Origin of the sequence: Microbacterium sp. Bi98 (assembly GCF_918698045.1) — a bacterium.
In the GTDB taxonomy this organism is placed as follows: Bacteria; Actinomycetota; Actinomycetes; order Actinomycetales; family Microbacteriaceae; genus Microbacterium.
The window spans coordinates 129,655-147,674 of record NZ_CAKKLK010000004.1 but is presented as its reverse complement, the minus strand read 5'-3'; the positions used below and the strand labels follow the sequence as shown (position 1 = coordinate 147,674).

Sequence of the window (18,020 nt, the reverse complement as noted above, 5' to 3'; positions counted from 1 at the left end):
CACAGCGTAATGGCGGCGTGGCGGTCTCAGCGGCCGATCGTGACCAGCGCGAGATCGGCGCGGTCGGTGACGATGCCGTCGACACCGAGCCGGACGAGTCGTCGCATGGAGTCCGCGTCGTTCACCGTCCACACGTGAACCTCGACGCCGCGCCGGTGCGCCGCTCGGAGGAGTGCAGGCGTCAGCACCTTCACGCCGCGATGCCGCTCAGGAATCTGCAGCACGTCGATGTCGAGCAGAGCGCGGCCGGGGCAGAGGCGCAGAGCGGAGAGAGCGCGGACCGCGGCGATGGTGCGGCTGCCGCCCGACGTCGCCGGTCGGAGCGGAGCCCCCGCGCGCAGGACCGCTGCGATCGTCGCACGTCGGTTCGCATCGGAGAAGCTGGTCACGAGAACTCGATGCGTGTGTTCCGCCAGGAGGGGGCCGAGGGGTGCTGCCGCGTCGACGGTCTTGACGTCGATGTTGAAGCGCGTGGTCGGGAAGGCGGAGAGTGCGTCAGCGACCGTGAGTAGCCCGCCGTGGTCGGAGAAGATCGCGGCGAGTTCGCGGGTGCGCACCTCACCGACGGGACGGGGATCGTCGGCCAGTCTGTGCAGCGTCGCGTCGTGGAAGAGCACGACGTCACCGTCGGCCGTCACCCGGCAGTCGGTCTCGATGTACTCTGCTCCGGCGGCATGAGCGGCGGCGACGGCGGCGGCCGAGTTCTCCCAGACACCGGAGTCCCCGCCCGCCGCGGTGATCAGACCGCGGTGAGCGAGGACTCGGGGGTGACGCGCCTTGACGAAATACGGGTGCGTCACGCGCCCGGCAGGTTCGTCGGGGGCTGTCCCGGTCGCGGGGTGAACGCGGTGCCGATGCCCTTGAGCGCCTCGGTCAGCTCGCTCGGGATGATCCAGAGCTTGTTCGACTGGCCTTCGCTGATCTTCGGAAGCATTTGCAGGTACTGGTACGCGAGCAGCTTGTCGTCAGGCTCGCCCTGGTGGATGGCGGTGAACACGTTCTGGATCGCTTCGGCCTCACCCTGGGCGCGCAGCACGGCGGCCTGCTTGTCGCCCTCTGCGCGGAGGATCTCGGCCTGTCGCGCACCTTCGGCCTCGAGGATCGCCGACTGCTTGGTTCCCTCAGCCGTGAGGATCGCCGCTCGACGGTCCCGCTCGGCGCGCATCTGCTTCTCCATCGAGTCCTGGATGGAGATGGGCGGGTCGATGGCCTTCAGCTCGACGCGGCCGACGCGGATTCCCCACTTGCCCGTCGCCTCGTCGAGCACGACGCGAAGCTGTCCGTTGATGTTGTCGCGACTGGTCAGGGCCTCTTCGAGGTTGAGTCCACCGACCACATTTCGCAGTGTCGTCGTCGTCAGCTGCTCGACGGCGCCCAGGTAGTTGGCGATCTCGTATGTCGCAGCGCGAGCATCGGTCACCTGGAAGTAGACGACGGTGTCGATCGAGACCACCAGGTTGTCCTCGGTGATCACGGGCTGCGGTGGGAAGGACACGACCTGCTCGCGCATGTCGATGAGGGGACGCAGCCGGTCGATGAACGGCACCAGGATGTTCAGACCCGGCGTCAGTGTCTTGTGATATCGGCCCAGGCGCTCGACCACGCCGGCCGTGGCCTGGGGGATGATGCGGATGGAGCGAGCCAGCGTGACCACCACGAAGATGATGATCGCGATGACGAGGATCCACCCGATCGCTGCGGGGATGAACGATGCATCGTCCAAGAGACTCTCCTAGTCGTTGACGGGACGGACGGTCGCGGTCGCGCCGTTGATCGTCATGACGGCGATCGGTGATCCTTGCGGGATCGGCACGGCTCCGGCGGTGCGGGCGGTCCAGGTGTCGCCGTTGCTCAGCTTCACCTGGCCGGAGATCTGGGTGATGTCCTGCAGCGCGATGCCTCGGAGATCGAGAAGTGCGTCGACGTTGGACTTGGTCGGGTCCTCGCCTCGATGCAGGCGTTTGATCAGCGGCGGACGCAGGAACAGGATGAAGAGCGCGGCCGCCGCGGCGGCGATCAGCACCTGTACCCAGACCGGGATGCCGAGGAAGTCCGTGACGAGCCCGACGACGCTGCCGAAGCTCAGCATCAGGAAGGTGAAGTCGAGAGTCAGCATCTCGATCACGAGGAAGATGGCGATCAGGATCAGCCAACCGATCCATGCCCATTGGTCGATGAACTGAACGAATGTCGCGAAGTTGTCCATGCGGCCTCCTTTGCGGTCAACCTATCACGCAGGTCGAGCCCGGTCCCGGCTGGACGGGGCCGGCTTGATAGTCTGAAAGCGCCGTGTCATCACGGCGAATCACGCATCAGAGGAGTCACTGTGACCGACGTTCTTCCCGCAGGTTCTCTCGAGGGCAAGGTCGCCCTCGTCACCGGCTCGTCTCGAGGCATCGGGGCGGACACCGTGCGCTACCTCGCCGAGGCCGGCGCCGACGTGGTGATCAACTTCCGCAACAAGGCCCCACGTGCAGAGAAGCTCGCCGGGCAGCTGCGCGAGCTGGGCCGCCGCGTGCTGGTCGTCGGTGCCGACCTGACCGATCCCGCGTCCGTCGGCGAGATGTTCGATGCGGTGAAGGCCGAATTCGGACGCCTCGACGTCCTCGTCCTCAATGCCTCCGGCGGCATGGAATCGGGAATGGCCGAGGACTACGCCCTGACCCTCAACCGCGACGCGCAGCTGAACGTCCTCGACGCTGCTGTTCCGCTGCTCGGCGACGGCGCGCGGGTCGTCTTCGTCACGAGCCACCAGGCGCACTTCATCCGCACCACCCCGACCATGCCGGAGTACGAGCCCGTCGCCCTGTCGAAGCGCGCCGGAGAAGACGCGCTCCGCGAGCGGATCCCCGGCCTCGCAGAGAAGGGCATCGGCTTCACCGTGGTGTCCGGAGACATGATCGAAGGCACGATCACCGCGACTCTGCTCGAGCGCGCCAACCCCGGAGCGATCGCGGAGCGGCGCGAATCCGCAGGCAAGCTCTACAACGTGTCGGAGTTCGCCGCGGAGGTCGCTCGCGCGGCAATCGACGCTGTCCCCGCCGACAACACGCGTCTCGTCGGCGATGTGAGCGCATTCGCCGCGGAGTGAGCGGCTGATACCACCGAAAGAGCCCCGTCCGCGTGGACGGGGCTCTTCGCGTTACGGGGAGGATCAGAGCGCGGAGTCGGCCTTCGCCGATGCCACGAACTCCTTCGCGTCCTTGCCCAGTGTGATCGCGCGCACGATCTGCACGATTCCGAGGGCGACGAGCGAGATGCCGAGCACCAGCCAGAGCACGGCTGCCGCGTACAGGGGCGAGAAGAGGACGACGATACCGGCGATGATGCTCAGCAGCGCGTAGAGCAGCGTCCAGACTCGCGAGCCGTCCTTTCCGAGAAGCGACAACGCGACCACTCCGTCGACGATCCAGCTGATGCCGATGAAGATGACGACGACGAGCGCCAGAGTGGCAGCGGCCACGCCGAGGTTCGCGAACGCGATGACGCCGGCCACGATGTACACGAGGCCCAGCACGATGTGGCCGACTCGAGCCCACCCGCCCTTCACGCGGGAGAAGATGCCGAGTCCGATGTAGACGAGGCCCGCGATCACGAGGTAGGTGGCGAAGATGCCCGTCACGATGACGGCGGACTTGGCGGGCCAGACGAGCAGGACGATGCCCGCGATCAGTGCGATGACACCGGAGACGGCCAGGACGACTCGAATGGACGTGAACAGCGATTTCGCTTCGGAAGCGAGGGAATCAGTCATGGTGGAGACCCTTTCTGAGAAAATCCTGTGAGGGATGCTGACAGAGTAGCGCTGTCCGGTGACGGATGGGGGAACCCGATATCGATATGTCGCCGACGTTCACACTCCGTCACGCGCGGTCATGGCAAAATCAGGGGGTGACCTCGGACGATGACGCGCGGCTCCGCGAGCTCGTCGTGATGCGCAAGGTGCGGGATCGGATCGACCGCGAGTACGCCACGCCTCTCGATGTGGAGGCGCTCGCCCGCGGAGCACACATGTCGGCCGGCCATCTCAGCAGGCGCTTCAAGGAGACCTACGGCGAGTCGCCTTACTCCTATCTGATGACGCGGCGGATCGAGCGCGCGATGGCTCTGCTGCGCCGCGGCGACCTCAGCGTCACCGAGGTGTGCTTCGAAGTCGGATGCTCATCGCTGGGCACGTTCAGCACTCGATTCACGGAACTGGTCGGTGTCCCACCCCGCGTGTATCGTGAGCGCGCCGCTGACGTCGACGGCATTCCGACGTTCCAGGCGAAGCACGTCATCCGACCGATCAGGAATCAAGAAGCGCCGCGCACGAGCGCGCACCTAACGTGAGTCTCATGAACATCAGCATCCACTACGCATTCCTTCCGCACACCGATGCCGAGGCGGCTCTCGGCTTCTACCGTGACGCCCTCGGCTTCGAGGTGCGCAACGACGTCGGCTACGACGGCCTGCGGTGGCTCACGGTCGGTCCCGCGGGGCAGCCGGAGACGTCGATCGTGCTGCACCCGCCGGCAACCGATCCCGGGATCACGGACGCCGAGCGCCAGACGATCCTCGAACTCATCGCGAAGGGCAGCTACGGCGCGCTGACTCTCGCGAGCGACGATCTCGACGCGGTGTTCGAGCGACTTGTCGACAACGGCGCCGATGTGGTGCAGGAGCCCATGGATCAGCCCTACGGCGTGCGCGACTGCGCCTTCCGAGACCCCGCAGGCAACCTGCTCCGAATCAACCAGGCCGGCTGACCCCGGTCGCTACTCGAGGATCACCATGACGACGCACCCCGCTGACGGCCACGACATCATCCGCGTACAGGGTGCGCGCGAGAACAACCTCAAAGAGGTGAGCGTCGACATTCCCAAGCGTCGCCTCACCGTCTTCACCGGAGTCTCCGGATCCGGCAAGAGCTCGCTGGTCTTCGACACGATCGCCGCCGAGTCACGGCGCATGATCGACGAGACGTACAGCGCGTTCGTCCAGGGCTTCATGCCGTCGGTCCCGCGTCCGGACGTCGACGTGCTCGAGGGACTCACGACCTCGATCATCGTCGATCAGGAGCGTCTCGGCGCGAATCCGCGATCCACCGTCGGAACGGTCACCGACGCGAACGCCATGCTGCGCATCCTCTTCAGCAAGCTCGGTGACCCCTACATCGGAGGCCCGACGGCGTTCTCGTTCAACATCCCGACTCAGAAGGCCAGCGGAGTGATGACGGGGCCGGGCGGCGAGAAGAAGATCGTCAAGGACGCCATCTACCTCGGCGGCATGTGCCCTCGATGCGAGGGCAGGGGAGCGGTGTCGGATCTCGACCTCGCGCAGATCGTCGACGAGTCGAAGTCTCTCGACGAGGGAGCGATCATGGTTCCCGGCTACACGGCGGACGGCTGGATGGTGAAGGGCTTCTCCGCATCGGGCTTCTATCCCGCCGACAAGCCGGTCTCGGAGTTCACCGAGAAGCAGCGACAGCTCTTCCTCTACGGCGAGGTCACCAAGGTCAAGATCTCGGGCATCAACATGACGTACGAGGGGTTGATCCCCAAGATCACGAAGTCGATGCTCTCGAAAGACCTCGACGCGCTGCAGCCGCACATCCGCGCCTTCGTCGAACGCGTGGCGACGTTCGCGACATGCCCGGAGTGCGATGGCACCCGCCTCACCGAAGGAGCGAGGTCCTCCAAGATCGACGGCATCAGCATCGCCGATGCCTGCCGCATGCAGGTGACCGATCTCGCCGAGTGGGTGAGAGGCTTGGAACTCCCCGGGGCGGCGCCCCTGCTCGAGGCGCTGAGTGCGAACCTCGACGCGTTCGTCACGCTCGGCTTGGGATACCTGAGCCTCGAGCGCCCATCAGGGACGCTGTCCGGGGGAGAGGCGCAGCGCATCAAGATGCTGCGTCACCTCGGGTCGTCTCTCACCGATGTGACGTACGTGTTCGACGAGCCGACCATCGGCCTCCACCCGCATGACATCCAGCGGATGAACACCCTTCTGTTGCGCCTGCGCGACAAGGGCAACACCGTGCTGGTGGTGGAGCACAAGCCGGAGACCATCGCCATCGGAGACCACGTGGTGGATCTCGGTCCCGGCGCCGGAAGCGCCGGCGGTGAGATCTGCTTCGAGGGGACCATCGAGGGACTGAAGGCCAGCGGAACCCGCACCGGCGCCCACCTCGACGATCGAGCCGCGCTGAAGGATTCGGTGCGCAGTGCCACCGGCGCGATCGAGATCCGAGGCGCCTCGGCCAACAACCTGCAGAACGTCGATGTCGACATCCCCACCGGGATCCTCACCGTCGTGACCGGGGTCGCGGGTTCCGGCAAGAGCTCCCTGATCCACGGGTCCGTGTCGAAGCGCGAGGGGGTCGTGGCGATCGACCAGGGCGCGATCAAGGGATCACGGCGCAGCAATCCCGCCACCTACACGGGCATGCTCGAACCGATCCGCAAGGCGTTCGCCAAAGCCAACGGCGTCAAGCCGGCCCTGTTCAGCGCGAACTCCGAGGGTGCCTGCCCGACCTGCAAGGGCGCCGGTGTCATCATCACCGAACTCGGGTTCATGGACACGATAGAGACACCCTGCGAGGACTGCGGCGGCAAGCGCTTCCAGGCTGCCGTCCTCGAGTACAAGCTGGCGGGCAAGGACATCACCGAGGTCTTGGATCTCCCGGTCGCCGAGGCACGGGTGTTCTTCTCCGAGGGGGAGGCGAAGCTGCCGGCGGCAGCGACGATCCTCGGACGCCTCGAAGATGTGGGCCTCGGTTACCTATCGCTGGGACAGCCGCTGTCCACCTTGTCCGGAGGCGAACGCCAGCGCATCAAGCTGGGCATCCAGATGGGGGAGAAGGGCGACACGTACGTGCTCGACGAGCCGACCACGGGGCTCCACCTCGCTGACGTCCAGAACATCCTCGGACTGCTCGATCGACTCGTCGAATCCGGAAAGACCGTGATCGTGATCGAGCATCACCAGGCTGTGATGGCGCACGCCGACTGGATCATCGACGTCGGTCCCGGCGCGGGCCACGATGGCGGCCGCATCGTCTTCGAGGGAAGCCCCGCAGAACTCGTGGCTGCGCGATCGACGGTCACGGGCGAGCATCTGGCAGAGTACGTCGGCGCGTAGAGCGGGCGGCTGGCGCCATGTCACGAGCCGTGTCGCCAGATGAGTACGAACCTTCGCGACGAGCGATCAGTCCTTGCGTGCGACCACGGTGTACGTGCAGGGGAGAAGGTTCCGTTCCGTTTCAGGCCAGGCATACCCGCCGGGGACCTCGACCATCCGAGGACTGAACCGCCAGGGGAGTGTTCGCCCCTCGTCGAAGTGCAGAAGACGAAGGCCCGCTTTCAACAGCGACCCCAGGATCTCCGAGAGCGGGTGCGGCCATTCGTACGTGCGCGGGTGCGCGACCTTGCCGTCCCCGGCGTAGGTCGATTCGTCGTCCCATCGCTGCGCCCGGCCGTCACCGAAATACGGGTAGCGGGTCACGAGCGTCGGCGCATCTTCGTCGAGCGCGTACAGAGCAGGATGTCCGTCGCGGATGAAGAACGTGCCTCCCGGACGCAGCAGGCCGACGATCTGAGCGGCCCAGCGGTCGAGGTCGTCCAACCAGGTGATCGTGCCGATGCTCGTGTAGATGACATCGAAGTCACCCGTCACGGCTGCGCGTGCGTCGAGGACGTCCGTCTCGATCCATGTCGCCGAAACCCCCGTGCGCTCGGCCAGCGCTTCGGCCGCAGCAAGGGCCGGCGCCGAGAAGTCGACGCCGGTGACGGTCGCTCCCGCACGGGCCAGCGAGACGGAGTCGGTACCGATATGGCATTGCAGATGGCACAGGTCGAGTCCCGTGATTCTGCCGTCGGGCAGGAATCGGCGAAGCACCGGGAGATCGGCACTGACGACGTCGCTGAGATGCGAAGGATCGTCGAACTCGTCGAGACCGTAGGCGACCTCATGCAGCGGGACGCGATCGTTCCAGTTGTCCTGATTGGCGTCCCGGGCGACCGTCCAATCGATGTCGATGTTGCTACCGTTCACGCCTAGAGCCTAGCGATGCGCTCGCATCGTCCTCGTAGCAAACAACGAGTCGCGGATCAAGGGAGATCTTGTCGACGGCGACACCCTCTAGAAAAGCAGCATGCAGAAGATCATCTACGCCGGAGCTGAGTACCTCACTGGAGATGCGATCGCCGATGCGCTGCTGGCTTACAGCCGAGCACTGGGAGACGATGAGCGTGCTGAGATCGTCGAGATCCCGGTGCGGGAGAACGACGGCGGCACAGCAGTCGCGAAGTTCCTCATCGGTCCAGCGAGCCAGATCGTGTCCAAGGAGGCCACTGGCGAGGGTCCGGAGATCGAGGATCCCGAACTCGTCGAGCGACTGCGACAGCGCACCCGTTCTATCGAGTCTCCGACGAGTCAGCCGCTGGAGATCGAGTATCCACCCGGATACGACCTCGAATGACACCGGCCGTCCCGCGGCGTTCTGGACGACGGCGCAGCGGGAGCCATCGAAATGGGTAATAGCCGATAATGCACATTATGTCAGTTCGACTGAGCTTTATTTCAACAGATGAAATCCGCCGCGGTTCCCTTCGCGCGTGCGTGGCGGCTCGATCAAATCTAGCAAGAAGCGCCGTCTGATCTGGGAAGAAGCCATCGGCTTACTCGTCATCAAGGGCGTGGCGGGTCCGTGGCCACCAAGCAGAAGCACGCGCGTCGATGGGTGCCAGAACTAGTGGTTGCGCGGATCCTTCGTTAAGTGCATGATTCAATCATCAAATGAAAGGATAGGTCATGGGTCTCGACGAGCAAGGACGATTCGTGCAGCAATCCGGATTCGTGCTGCTTCACCCGGAAGAGACTGTGTTTTCCGAGATGTTGCAAGGCTTTCGGCGCCAGCAGCTGACGCGAAATCTTGCTTTCTCCACTGTCGAGAATCGGGAGGGACTGATCCGCCGCTTCGCTACCGAGATGAATGAGTACCCCTGGGCCTGGAGTGTGGACATGGTCGATGAGTTCTTCGCTGACCGTCGCGCGGTCCACGGCAACCAACGTTCCACGATCCGCAGTTACCAGAACGCGCTGTCGGGTTTCACCGACTACATCTGCTCGGAGTCATACGGCTGGATAGACCGCTGTATGGAACTCTTCGACACGCATCCCGCGCCGGTCTTCCACTACTGGAATACCGCTCGACACATCCAAGAAGCGGAGCACGGAGGACGACGTCGACCGTTTCGTCACACCGAGCTTCAAGCCTTTTTCGACCGTGCCGATGATGAGGTCGAACGCATAGCACGGACAGATCGAAAAGGCTGGGCGGCAGCGTTTCGCGACGCGACACTCTTCAAGATCGCATACTGCTTCGGGCTTCGCAGGAACGAAGTCCGTCATCTTGAGACCTTCGACTTCAGTCGCAATCGAAAAGCGCCCGAGTTCGGTAAGTACGGTCACCTCAACGTCCGGTACGGAAAGGCGATGCGAGGATCGGATTACAAACAGCGCAACGTCCTCGCCCTCTTCCCGTGGGGCAGCGAGATACTCGAGGAGTGGCTCGAGAGAGGGCATCCCCACTTGGCAACTCAAGGCGGCACCGAGCTATTTACAACTGAACGTGGAACGTTCGTGTCCGAAACTGCCCTAGGCGCCAGGTTCCGTCAGTATCGGGACGATATAGGGCTAGGACGCGAGGTCGTCATGCACTCACTGCGACACTCGTACATCACACACCTCATCGAAGCAGGCGCACCAGCGTACTTTGTACAGAGGCAGGTTGGTCATGAGTACGCGTCGACCACCGCGCTGTACACGGGTGTTTCCGACGAATACCTCACCTCGACTGTTCGAGACATGCTCGGTGGAACTATCGGAGACGCTCTCAGAAACGGATCCAAGGAATGATGAAATGCGCCGCACAACCGACTACGACTGGAAGCTGTCTGAGCTGATGGCACGCAACGCCATGCATAACTCCACAGATCTCGCTCCCCACCTAGCGGATCGGGGGATCAACTTGTCGTCAGCGCAGATTTGGCGGATGGTCACTGGGAGGCCTGAACGACTTTCGCTGCCCCTGCTTGCCGCACTGTGCGACATCTTTCACTGCACGCCTGCCGACCTGATAACTACGTCGGCAACAGATGCCGCATCCGCGAAACGAGCAGTGAATGAGGTCACCAACCTGAACGCCGTGGGGAGCCGAGCCCGACCGAAACGAGCGAGGGTGATTGCCGATGACCGCTGACAACGGGAGGAGACCAAAGGGCCGACCACGGGCGCCGGGCGAGGTCACGTGCGCGCGGTGCCAGGAACAGACACCCAAGACGACAACGAAGTATCGGTTCCCTGAAGGTCTGATCTGTGGGCGCTGCTACGACCGAGCGACCCACACCTTCGGCGACTGTCCCGGGTGTTCGACCAACAGGCTGCTGCCCGGAATCGACTCGTCGGGACGCTCGGTGTGCTCTGACTGCGGCGGCCTCGGGCGCAGCTTCATTTGTCACCGATGCGGGCACGAGGGTGCCATCTTCCGACGCGGGAATTGTGAACGATGTTCCCTTGACGACGATCTCAGCGAAGTCCTGAACGGGGCTGATCAGTTTGATCCGACGATGTCGGCGCTCAAGACCCGCCTACTCGAGAGCGACCGTCCGACAAGCGTGCTTACCTGGATGCGCTCACCCAAGGTCAAGACCATCCTCCGCGGACTCGCGGACGGATCCATCTCGATCACCCATGAAGGTCTCGACAGTGCTGGGCGTACGGGAGCCGTGCAACACATACGAGCACTGCTCGTCGATATGAAGCTGCTCCCGACTCGCGATGAGGCCTACGTCTCCTTTGAAAACTGGGTCAACCGTGTTGTCCAAGAGACCCCGCCGAACCAGCGTCTGCCTCTCACGCAGTATGCCGTCTGGCATCACCTGAATCGTGTGCGACAACTAGTCGAGCGGGGGCAGGACGCCCACTCCCCCGCACATTACGCCAAACAGCAGATCACGGCGGCGAGCGAGTTCCTGCAATGGCTAGAGGTGCAGAATGTCAGCCTCGGCGATTGTGGACAGGGACTCGTCGATGAATGGCTGACAACTGGGCCGACCACACGCTATAACCTCAAGCTGTTCCTGGACTACTGCACGGAACACAAGCTCTCCCACCCGCTGACGGTGCCGCGCCGCAACGCGCGCTCCACGCGAAGGATGGACGCGGACGAACGCCTTCGCTGGATCCGCTTCTACTGCGACGCCACTGACCTGAAACTCGCGACCCGCACGGCAGCATTGATGTTTCTCTTGTTCGGTCAACCGCTGACGCGCCTCTCGAAAATGCGCGTTGATCAGTTCACCCGCACCGATGCCGATGAACTGATTGTCAGATTTTCCGGGAAGGACGTACCGGTGCCGGAGCCGTTCGCGAGTATCGTTTCCGCACACCTCGCCGCGCGTGCCCGCGTCCGAACCCAGCGAGTCGACGACAATTCGTACCTCTTCCCCGGGATGCGAGCCGGCAGACATATCACCGCGCAACAACTGAAAGAGGAGCTAAACGCGCTTGGTATCGACGTTCTCGCAGCGAAGAACACCAGCCTGGACGACCTCGTCACCCGGATGCCAGCGCCGCTCGTCGCAATGGCGATGGGATTCAGCTTCAACGCGATGGACCAGCATGAGATCCACCAGGGCGTCCGCTTCGAACAGTACGTGCATGGCCGATTTCACCGTGAGGATGAAACCTCCTGACGTCGTCGGCCGGTGCGCCTTCGGTGCTGTTCAGCAACATCTCTCGTTCAGAGCCAAGGTCAGCAGCCACTCCCCCGTCTCGGGCGACAAACCGGAGGGCGAACGCTTGCGGGAGCGCGGTCTGCGAGTCGTATAGCCCCGCTGTTACGAACGGTCGCGTAGCCGCTTCCGCCTCCACCGAGGATTTAGCAGAGTCTCGTTCCGGCTCAGTCGTGTCGAACGCCTAGTTTCGAAGTCGAAGCGGCATCATCGTCGGTGCGGCTCTCCCACGGCGCGGGCTGAAGCATGAACGCTAACGTCTCTTCATCCTCTGCGTTGTCGCGCTTGAGTGTGCCGCCCCGACGCTAGTGCGACACATCAAAGCTGTAGGCGGAGGGTTCATGGCATGGTCGATCAAGCAAGTTTCGAGACTCGAGGGAGACCAACGCGAGAACACGTATGCGGATCCCGTCGAGCCGTCCGCCGGACACCACCCGTCGGCTAGCGGGGGCGTAGGTCTGGCACGCCTCCGGGAAGAATGGCATCCAAACCGACCCCGAGGGCCTGGGATATTGCGAACAGTGATCGAAGTGAGGGATTCGCCGGCATCCCCGGACGGGACTCCCCCTTTTCGTACTTCTGATAGGTGTAACGGCTCATGCCGGCGCCGTACGCCACGTCCTCTTGGCTCAGCCCAGCCTCCTGCCGAACTCGACGAAGTGCGACCGCGAGCTGCTGCGCGTACGCGCTCCACTCGGCTTCCGCCAACTCATTTCGCCGAACCACATCTCTAGCCTCGCGATTCGGTGCAGAGGACATGGCCTAGTCCGTATGGCATAATTACTCTGGCCATACGAAACAATCGACTTTCGCCGGATCCTCCCTCCACTCTGCACGTGTGCTGCCCGCCCTACGGACACCGCGGTCGCACCGCAGGGCTGGGCCGATGCGTGCGACCGCGATTGTGACGGTTATCGTGGCGAGTAGTTCTTGGGGTTCGTGGTGGCGCGGTGTGGGCCATCCCCCGCCCGCTTCGTGGGCATACATGTTCGAGGACTTCACCGGAGAGGACTCTGCCGATGAATGGGGCTTGGCAGCAGGCATCTTCATTGCCCAGTACCGCCGTCGTCAGTCGCAGGGACCGACCTTCCGGGAACTCTTCGAGCACTTGCTCCCCGACACCGGTGGAGTTCCTGCCCGCCTCCCCACGGAATGGGATGTCTTAGAGCGACGCCGCGGGAACAGCAGCTTCCGTAGCCACGTGGCTATCGAATGGCGCCGACGCGGATACATCGAATACGACCGACAGGTCACACGTAGTCTTCGAGTCGGTCACCGCTTTCGCGAGCAGTCTCGTGCACTCCAAGCGCAACCCCGCGAGAGTAATAAAGCGTTAGGCGGTGCGAGATCGCCCACGGCGACCGACGCGTCGGAGCACTCCCTGAGCGCGGTCGAAGCCCGCGCTCTACTGCGCGTCGCGCCAACGTCGTTGCGTCGACTCACTCGTCGCGGCTATCTGCACGTCGTCGAGTGCGACTCCGAGTGGCGATACCCGTCCTGGCAGTTCGCGGGGCGACCACGATTCGCTGTCGTACCGGGAATCGATATCGTCGCCCCCGCCATTCCGAAGGATTGGTCGCCGGCCACGATCAACTCGTTCATGATGACTCCGCGCCGCGAACTCGCCGACGATGGCGGCTCAGTCTCTCCCGCCGACTGGTTAATACGAGGGAGTGATCCACACCAGATCGCCGACTTTCTCGAGACTTTGGAGGTGGAGAGTGAATAGCGACCCCCAGGAGCGTGAGCCCTCGTCGCGCCGTAAGGGAGTGAGCACTCCTGGTGATCACGACGCAGTCACGCAAGAGGAGCTCGATTCAGTTCTCGAGGCGTTCAGACGGCTCGTGCAAGCGGCAGCAGATTCCGGGCGCGATCGGAAACTTATCGACGCAATCCTCCGCACGATGATCGAACTGGTGCTGGAGACCGAAGGCGATCTGTTTATATCGGCAAAGTCGCCGGCTCCTGAGACGAGCACAACCAGCAACGAAACGGCTACTCCAATTGATTCGCCGGCTGAACCGAGACTTCGGCTTCGTCCCGAGTACCGACTACGACTCGAGGCCGTCATCGATTCTTGGAGCGACGATGAAACTGCTGACTTTCTCATGGTCGGTGCACGTCAGGTCCGGCGACGCGCTCAACAAAGCTCCCTCTACTACTTTGTGGTGAACCGGAAACGGCGTTACCCCGTGTGGCAGTTTGACCGATTTTGCGGCGTGCTCGAGGGCGTCACGCAACTAGGAAAGGCACTTCCAGAATCGTGGTCTGCTGAGCGTGTGTACTCATTCATGACGACTCGAAGCCCTGCGCTAGAGCTCGTCACCCCGGCGCAGTGGTTGCGCCTGAAGAGGGATCCGAATTCGATTGTCGCGGTGATCATGAACTCCAGCAAGACGTGATCGTCTTCAGCGACGAGCACCGAACTTGAACTTCAGCTCCTGCTTCGTAGTCATCTCCCGCGAAGCGCGCGACGCCAGTGGCGCGGTGCACGACCGCATGCCAGCGTTCCTGACGCCCGACACTTGGGATACCTGGCTCACGGCTCGAGCACTGTCGCCTCCCCGATCCGTGAGCACATCGTTGGCGGGAAGGTCTGCAGCTCGCGCACCGTCGACCCCGCTGAACCGACTCTGCTGGAGCAGGCCGCCTAATGGCTGGGCGTCGAGAGATTCTCTGGGCGATCATCGCCTTCGGCGGAGTCGCGCTCAGCGTGGCCGGGATCGTGCTGATGGTCAACGGAGAGCCCATCAGCTGGCTCACAACTGACGACTTTCCCTCGCAGTGGACGCGTTCGTGAAGCCGCGCCGGTGGCGGTTGGACACCTGGCCGGGCGGTACATCCACGCGTGGGACTGTCGCCCGCGGGTCCGGGTGGGCCTTGTCGGTACTCATGCGCGGACCACCTCCCCCTTGGGGCTGGCAGCACGATGGCACGGGCGTCGCGATGGAAGTCATCGTGACGCCCGTCGTCCAGTGAACGGTCCGCGTCCTGGTTGATCAACACCATGTCGGCGCTGATCCCCCGTACGTTCGAACGCACGCTGTGGAGCGTGATGCGGCCGCGCCCACCCAGGTCGATGTGCGAATCCCCCTTGTAGTGGCGAATGCGAACACCCGGCCACTCGACCACCCTGGGCACCCGCTCGAAGCAGCGCAGCACATCCGTGATGTCAGCATGGCGCGGCGTGAAGACCGCGATGCGCTTGCCCTTCGCCGCCTCCACGAACAGTCCCACAGCTGCGAAGCGATTCATCGGGCGTCCTCGAGGATCGCGGTCGGGATGGATGCGAGTAGGGCGTCCGCTGCCTGCGAGAGCGCCTCGCCGGCCGCGGCCTTGATCGGGTCGACCGCCGCCGCGTGCAGCACCACGCGCCCGCCACCCTGGTCCTCGAGACTCACGGGCACGGTGAACGACGCCACCTGCGTCGGCGTACCGGCGCCGAGACTGATGTCCACGGTTCCCTCAATGGGTGCGACAGCGGTCAAGGCTTCTCCGTTCGGTCAAGTCCGGCTCGCTCAGCCCATGCGCGAGGTATGTGCGCCGCAGCGAAGCGAGCCGGAAGATGGGGTGGCGAATCACCACCACGCCGGCATTGGTTCGCCAAGCCCACGCTCGGCGTCACCCTTGCCGCGGCTGCTGTTGCAGTCGAAGTGCGCGTGGCGGAAGTTGTCGGGTTCGTTCTGTAGCACGGGAAAGTCCTCGACCGGGTAGTAGTGGTCGAGGGTGTGCGAGTCGGTCGTCGTACCCGGTGCCTGCTCGCAGTCGATGCGCAGCGTGCAGATCCAGCACACCGACAGGTGGCGGGTCGCCGGGTCCGCGTCGAGCAGCTTGCCCGCTTCGAATGAACTCGGTCCGCTGCCGCTGGTCCTCATGGTTGTGCGTGCGCTTACTCACGTGCCCTCCCCTGCGGCTTCCGATACGGTGAGGGCATGGAACGAGCGAGCGGTGTAGTCAACCCCAGACTGATGCAAAGCGTGCTCGTCGGCCGCGACGACAACGGCGTGCACATCACCTGGGCGCTCGGCGACCCGGCGCCCGCCAGCGGTGTCGAGTACTTCATGTACTCGGTCACGGTGTACGGCGGTCGGGCCAGCAGCTTGAAGCAGTTTGGGGTGAAGTTCATCGGCACCGAAGACCCCGAGGTCCGCGCGTTCGTCTTCGACCACATGGGTGGCGGTCAGTCGAACTACCCGCTCGACAAGGTCACCATCACTCGCGAATCGATCTCGGTGCACTTCGTGGACGCCAGTGTCGGGCCCGACGGCATCGACAGCGCCCACGCGGGCCTGAACGTGAACGGCGTCGACCTGCAGCAGCGATTCACCGTCACACTCGTCGACTAACCGACCGGGACGTGGGCGGCGGCTTACTCGTGCCAGGGGCGCCGCTGCGGGCTGGGGACCGCGCGTCCGGGCCTTTCCAGACCCCGGCCGCCCACACACCTCGTCTCCCGGGTACGACAAAAGCCCCGCCGGTTGGGCGAGGCTTCGGTCACAGTTCAGGTGCAAGCACAACTTAACAGGAGCTCCGCTCACACTTCCAGCTGATCACATCGGTGTGTTGCGATCCCCCGCTGCCCCGCGGTGATCGTGATTCCCGATACGTTATTCGGATGATGCCGTCTGTCGTGCCCTTCACCGCCAACGTGTGGCGAATCACCCCAACTGAGTTCGTCGGACTGATCAGCGACGCGCAACGCAACCTGACTTCCGGGGCAAACGTCGATGTGGACACCCCGATTTCGGTCTACTGGGTGACCAAGAGCAAGCAGGGGCGGGAGGACCATCCCACGGTTGCCGTCGAGGACGTCGTGTCCACGATCGAGATCCCCCGCACTCACGCGCACGTCGGGCTTCGGCTGACGCTCGGGGATCGCATCATTCGCATCACGCTGGTCCAGCGGAGCGTCGAGATCATGCTCCAGTCGACCGACCAAGACTGGCTGCGGTTGACCGAACCGTGGGCGCGAGAAGCCATCATCCGCTTCGTACCGAAGTGGGCGTGGCTGACCACGTTCCGAGGGTGGCTCGCCTTCACGGGTCTGCTCTTCGCGGCCAACGCCGTGATCTACTTCGGGTTGATCGCGTTGGGCGCCGACTGGCTGCCCGCCGTGCTCACTTCAGCCATCGGCCAGGTAGCCCTTCTCGGTGCCTACATTGCCTTCACGGGGCGGTCTCGAGTGGTTCTTGGCGAACGTGGCCCCTCTCGATTCCGCGCCGTCGGCATACAAGGGCTGCTCCTCGTTATCGGCGCACTGCTGGGCGTACTAGGCCAACGTCTTTTCGACACGATCTTTCCGCCCGCCTGACCTTCGCTCTTCGCCACCGCACGGCATACTGAGCGGGTGAATTGGGATTCGTTTTTACCCGACCTGCTCGTCGGCGTGGTCACAGGTGGGCTGGTTGGTGGCGTTGTGCTCGGTGCCGAGCGCCGCCTATCGAAGCGCGCTCGAAGTCTTGAGGTAACCAATGCTGAGGGTGCGGTGGTCGAGAAGGCACGTGCAGTGCTCCGGCATCCGATCGTCTGGGACGAAGAATGCAATGATCTAACTCCCGGTCGAACTCAGCTCGACCGATTGGTCCCGGTGGTGAAAGCCGTTCCGACAGGAGAACCACTCGAGCGTTACCCAGGCATCGTGCACGCCTATCGGGTAGTGCAGTTGCTCGACGAGGTCGAGTCCTCCGCGGACGCGATCTTCACCGAGCGCACGAAGCACGAGTCGGACCTCGACCTCTTGGCCGTTCCGGACGCAATCGCGCACAACATCAAGCGCCTGCTGCAACCGCCCTACGACCCGCTCTGGGCGTGGGAGTGGCCCGAACCTTATGGGCCGCGCCTCTCGGCGGCGATCAAAGCTGCGATTGAGCAGGACCTCGACCTCCGTCAGGTCATGGACGAGTACGTTCGTAACCGCCGCCTCTTGGAAGCACACCGTGAATCCTTCGTGCTCGTCGACGGCTCATGGCGTGCTGACGAATGGGCCGCCCTCCTCAAAAAGACCCGCAACGCCCCGCGATTCTTCGCCACCAAGTGGTACCGGGTGTTCGTGTACAAGCGCGACGTGCAGCTCGCCATGAACGGAGCCGAACAGTACGGCTACGACATCGTCACCAAGATCGACCCGATGGCCTACTGATCGTCAGCACACCCGCTGCTTGCCTCACTCGTCCCCGATTCACGGCCAGAACCCGCCTGGCGGTGAGGTGACTGGTCCGTGGGCAGCTGGTCGCGTGCTTG

The 18,020-nt window shown here is 63.8% G+C and carries 22 protein-coding genes and 1 pseudogene; 15 read left to right on the top strand and 8 right to left on the bottom strand.

What is annotated here, in order from left to right; all coding sequences use genetic code 11:
• Window positions 1-26 precede the first annotated feature (26 nt).
• From LQZ85_RS09020 to LQZ85_RS09010, 3 genes are read right to left on the bottom strand one after another with little or no spacing between them, the layout of a single operon-like run.
• A complete protein-coding gene (locus LQZ85_RS09020) occupies window positions 27-800 on the bottom strand; it encodes a glycerophosphodiester phosphodiesterase family protein (RefSeq protein WP_056278723.1) in 774 nt (257 codons plus the stop codon).
• Window positions 797-1,723: an SPFH domain-containing protein gene (locus LQZ85_RS09015; RefSeq protein ID WP_053096070.1), complete on the bottom strand. Its 927-nt coding sequence runs from the start codon at window positions 1,721-1,723 to the stop codon at window positions 797-799. Before LQZ85_RS09015 ends, LQZ85_RS09020 begins: the two co-directional genes overlap by 4 nt.
• A 9-nt stretch (window positions 1,724-1,732) precedes the next feature.
• A complete protein-coding gene (locus LQZ85_RS09010; protein ID WP_053096071.1) occupies window positions 1,733-2,206 on the bottom strand; it encodes an NfeD family protein in 474 nt (157 codons plus the stop codon).
• A 120-nt stretch (window positions 2,207-2,326) separates the two neighbouring features.
• Here LQZ85_RS09010 and LQZ85_RS09005 point away from each other — a divergent pair, with 120 nt between their 5' ends.
• Window positions 2,327-3,091, top strand: a complete 765-nt coding sequence (locus LQZ85_RS09005; protein WP_056278725.1) for an SDR family oxidoreductase — start codon at window positions 2,327-2,329, stop codon at window positions 3,089-3,091.
• 63 nt (window positions 3,092-3,154) lie between these two features.
• On the opposite strand, the gene LQZ85_RS09000 is transcribed toward LQZ85_RS09005, so the two are convergent.
• Window positions 3,155-3,754, bottom strand: coding sequence for a DUF308 domain-containing protein (locus LQZ85_RS09000; protein ID WP_230100805.1), 600 nt, complete (start codon window positions 3,752-3,754; stop codon window positions 3,155-3,157).
• Window positions 3,755-3,891: 137 nt separating this feature from the next.
• Here LQZ85_RS09000 and LQZ85_RS08995 point away from each other — a divergent pair, with 137 nt between their 5' ends.
• From LQZ85_RS08995 to LQZ85_RS08985, 3 genes are read left to right on the top strand one after another with little or no spacing between them, the layout of a single operon-like run.
• The gene (locus tag LQZ85_RS08995) at window positions 3,892-4,332 is read left to right on the top strand and encodes a helix-turn-helix transcriptional regulator (protein ID WP_355706103.1); all 441 of its coding nucleotides are present in this window, start codon (window positions 3,892-3,894) and stop codon (window positions 4,330-4,332) included.
• Between the two features lie 5 nt (window positions 4,333-4,337).
• Window positions 4,338-4,748 (top strand): VOC family protein, encoded by a 411-nt coding sequence (locus tag LQZ85_RS08990; protein WP_056279056.1) that lies wholly within the window; start codon window positions 4,338-4,340, stop codon window positions 4,746-4,748.
• Between the two features lie 25 nt (window positions 4,749-4,773).
• Complete coding sequence (locus LQZ85_RS08985) at window positions 4,774-7,125, top strand: excinuclease ABC subunit UvrA (RefSeq protein WP_230100804.1); 2,352 nt, start codon at window positions 4,774-4,776, stop codon at window positions 7,123-7,125.
• Window positions 7,126-7,191: 66 nt separating this feature from the next.
• On the opposite strand, the gene LQZ85_RS08980 is transcribed toward LQZ85_RS08985, so the two are convergent.
• Window positions 7,192-8,037: a methyltransferase gene (locus tag LQZ85_RS08980; protein ID WP_230100803.1), complete on the bottom strand. Its 846-nt coding sequence runs from the start codon at window positions 8,035-8,037 to the stop codon at window positions 7,192-7,194.
• 100 nt (window positions 8,038-8,137) lie between these two features.
• Here LQZ85_RS08980 and LQZ85_RS08975 point away from each other — a divergent pair, with 100 nt between their 5' ends.
• The 4 genes from LQZ85_RS08975 (at window position 8,138) to LQZ85_RS08960 (ending at window position 11,741) form a co-directional block, all read left to right on the top strand.
• Entirely contained in the window at window positions 8,138-8,464 is a 327-nt protein-coding gene (locus LQZ85_RS08975; protein ID WP_230100802.1) for a hypothetical protein, read from the top strand.
• A 332-nt stretch (window positions 8,465-8,796) separates the two neighbouring features.
• Window positions 8,797-9,903, top strand: coding sequence for a site-specific integrase (locus tag LQZ85_RS08970; RefSeq protein ID WP_056278731.1), 1,107 nt, complete (start codon window positions 8,797-8,799; stop codon window positions 9,901-9,903).
• 4 nt (window positions 9,904-9,907) lie between these two features.
• Window positions 9,908-10,246 carry a helix-turn-helix transcriptional regulator gene (locus tag LQZ85_RS08965; RefSeq protein WP_082586583.1) on the top strand — a complete coding sequence of 113 codons (339 nt, stop codon included), beginning with the start codon at window positions 9,908-9,910 and terminating at the stop codon, window positions 10,244-10,246.
• A gap of 367 nt (window positions 10,247-10,613) precedes the next feature.
• On the top strand, window positions 10,614-11,741 hold the full coding sequence (locus LQZ85_RS08960) for a hypothetical protein (RefSeq protein WP_056278732.1): 1,128 nt from the start codon (window positions 10,614-10,616) through the stop codon (window positions 11,739-11,741).
• A 480-nt stretch (window positions 11,742-12,221) separates the two neighbouring features.
• Here LQZ85_RS08960 and LQZ85_RS08955 read toward each other — a convergent pair whose 3' ends face one another.
• Complete coding sequence (locus LQZ85_RS08955) at window positions 12,222-12,539, bottom strand: helix-turn-helix transcriptional regulator (RefSeq protein WP_082586584.1); 318 nt, start codon at window positions 12,537-12,539, stop codon at window positions 12,222-12,224.
• A gap of 226 nt (window positions 12,540-12,765) precedes the next feature.
• Here LQZ85_RS08955 and LQZ85_RS08950 point away from each other — a divergent pair, with 226 nt between their 5' ends.
• From LQZ85_RS08950 to LQZ85_RS08935, 4 genes and pseudogenes are all read left to right on the top strand, one after another.
• On the top strand, window positions 12,766-13,509 hold the full coding sequence (locus LQZ85_RS08950; protein ID WP_157538169.1) for a hypothetical protein: 744 nt from the start codon (window positions 12,766-12,768) through the stop codon (window positions 13,507-13,509).
• Window positions 13,510-13,684: 175 nt separating this feature from the next.
• On the top strand, window positions 13,685-14,182 hold the full coding sequence (locus LQZ85_RS08945; protein WP_157538171.1) for a hypothetical protein: 498 nt from the start codon (window positions 13,685-13,687) through the stop codon (window positions 14,180-14,182).
• Between the two features lie 25 nt (window positions 14,183-14,207).
• Window positions 14,208-14,330 (top strand): annotated as a pseudogene (locus tag LQZ85_RS17870) (SOS response-associated peptidase family protein); the annotation flags it as partial.
• A gap of 103 nt (window positions 14,331-14,433) precedes the next feature.
• The gene (locus LQZ85_RS08935; RefSeq protein WP_230100832.1) at window positions 14,434-14,580 is read left to right on the top strand and encodes a hypothetical protein; all 147 of its coding nucleotides are present in this window, start codon (window positions 14,434-14,436) and stop codon (window positions 14,578-14,580) included.
• Window positions 14,581-15,031: 451 nt separating this feature from the next.
• Here LQZ85_RS08935 and LQZ85_RS08930 read toward each other — a convergent pair whose 3' ends face one another.
• Together LQZ85_RS08930 and LQZ85_RS08925 are read right to left on the bottom strand one after the other, a co-directional pair.
• On the bottom strand, window positions 15,032-15,238 hold the full coding sequence (locus LQZ85_RS08930) for a hypothetical protein (RefSeq protein ID WP_056278733.1): 207 nt from the start codon (window positions 15,236-15,238) through the stop codon (window positions 15,032-15,034).
• A 120-nt stretch (window positions 15,239-15,358) separates the two neighbouring features.
• Complete coding sequence (locus LQZ85_RS08925; RefSeq protein WP_056278734.1) at window positions 15,359-15,655, bottom strand: hypothetical protein; 297 nt, start codon at window positions 15,653-15,655, stop codon at window positions 15,359-15,361.
• Between the two features lie 93 nt (window positions 15,656-15,748).
• On the opposite strand from LQZ85_RS08925, the gene LQZ85_RS08920 reads away from it, so the two are divergent.
• The 3 genes from LQZ85_RS08920 to LQZ85_RS08910 all read left to right on the top strand — a co-directional run bounded on the left by LQZ85_RS08920 (window position 15,749) and on the right by LQZ85_RS08910 (window position 17,919).
• Window positions 15,749-16,126, top strand: coding sequence for a hypothetical protein (locus tag LQZ85_RS08920; protein ID WP_157538175.1), 378 nt, complete (start codon window positions 15,749-15,751; stop codon window positions 16,124-16,126).
• A 284-nt stretch (window positions 16,127-16,410) separates the two neighbouring features.
• Window positions 16,411-17,091, top strand: a complete 681-nt coding sequence (locus tag LQZ85_RS08915; RefSeq protein WP_230100801.1) for a hypothetical protein — start codon at window positions 16,411-16,413, stop codon at window positions 17,089-17,091.
• A 36-nt stretch (window positions 17,092-17,127) separates the two neighbouring features.
• Window positions 17,128-17,919, top strand: a complete 792-nt coding sequence (locus LQZ85_RS08910) for a hypothetical protein (RefSeq protein WP_157538177.1) — start codon at window positions 17,128-17,130, stop codon at window positions 17,917-17,919.
• Window positions 17,920-18,020: the final 101 nt, after the last annotated feature.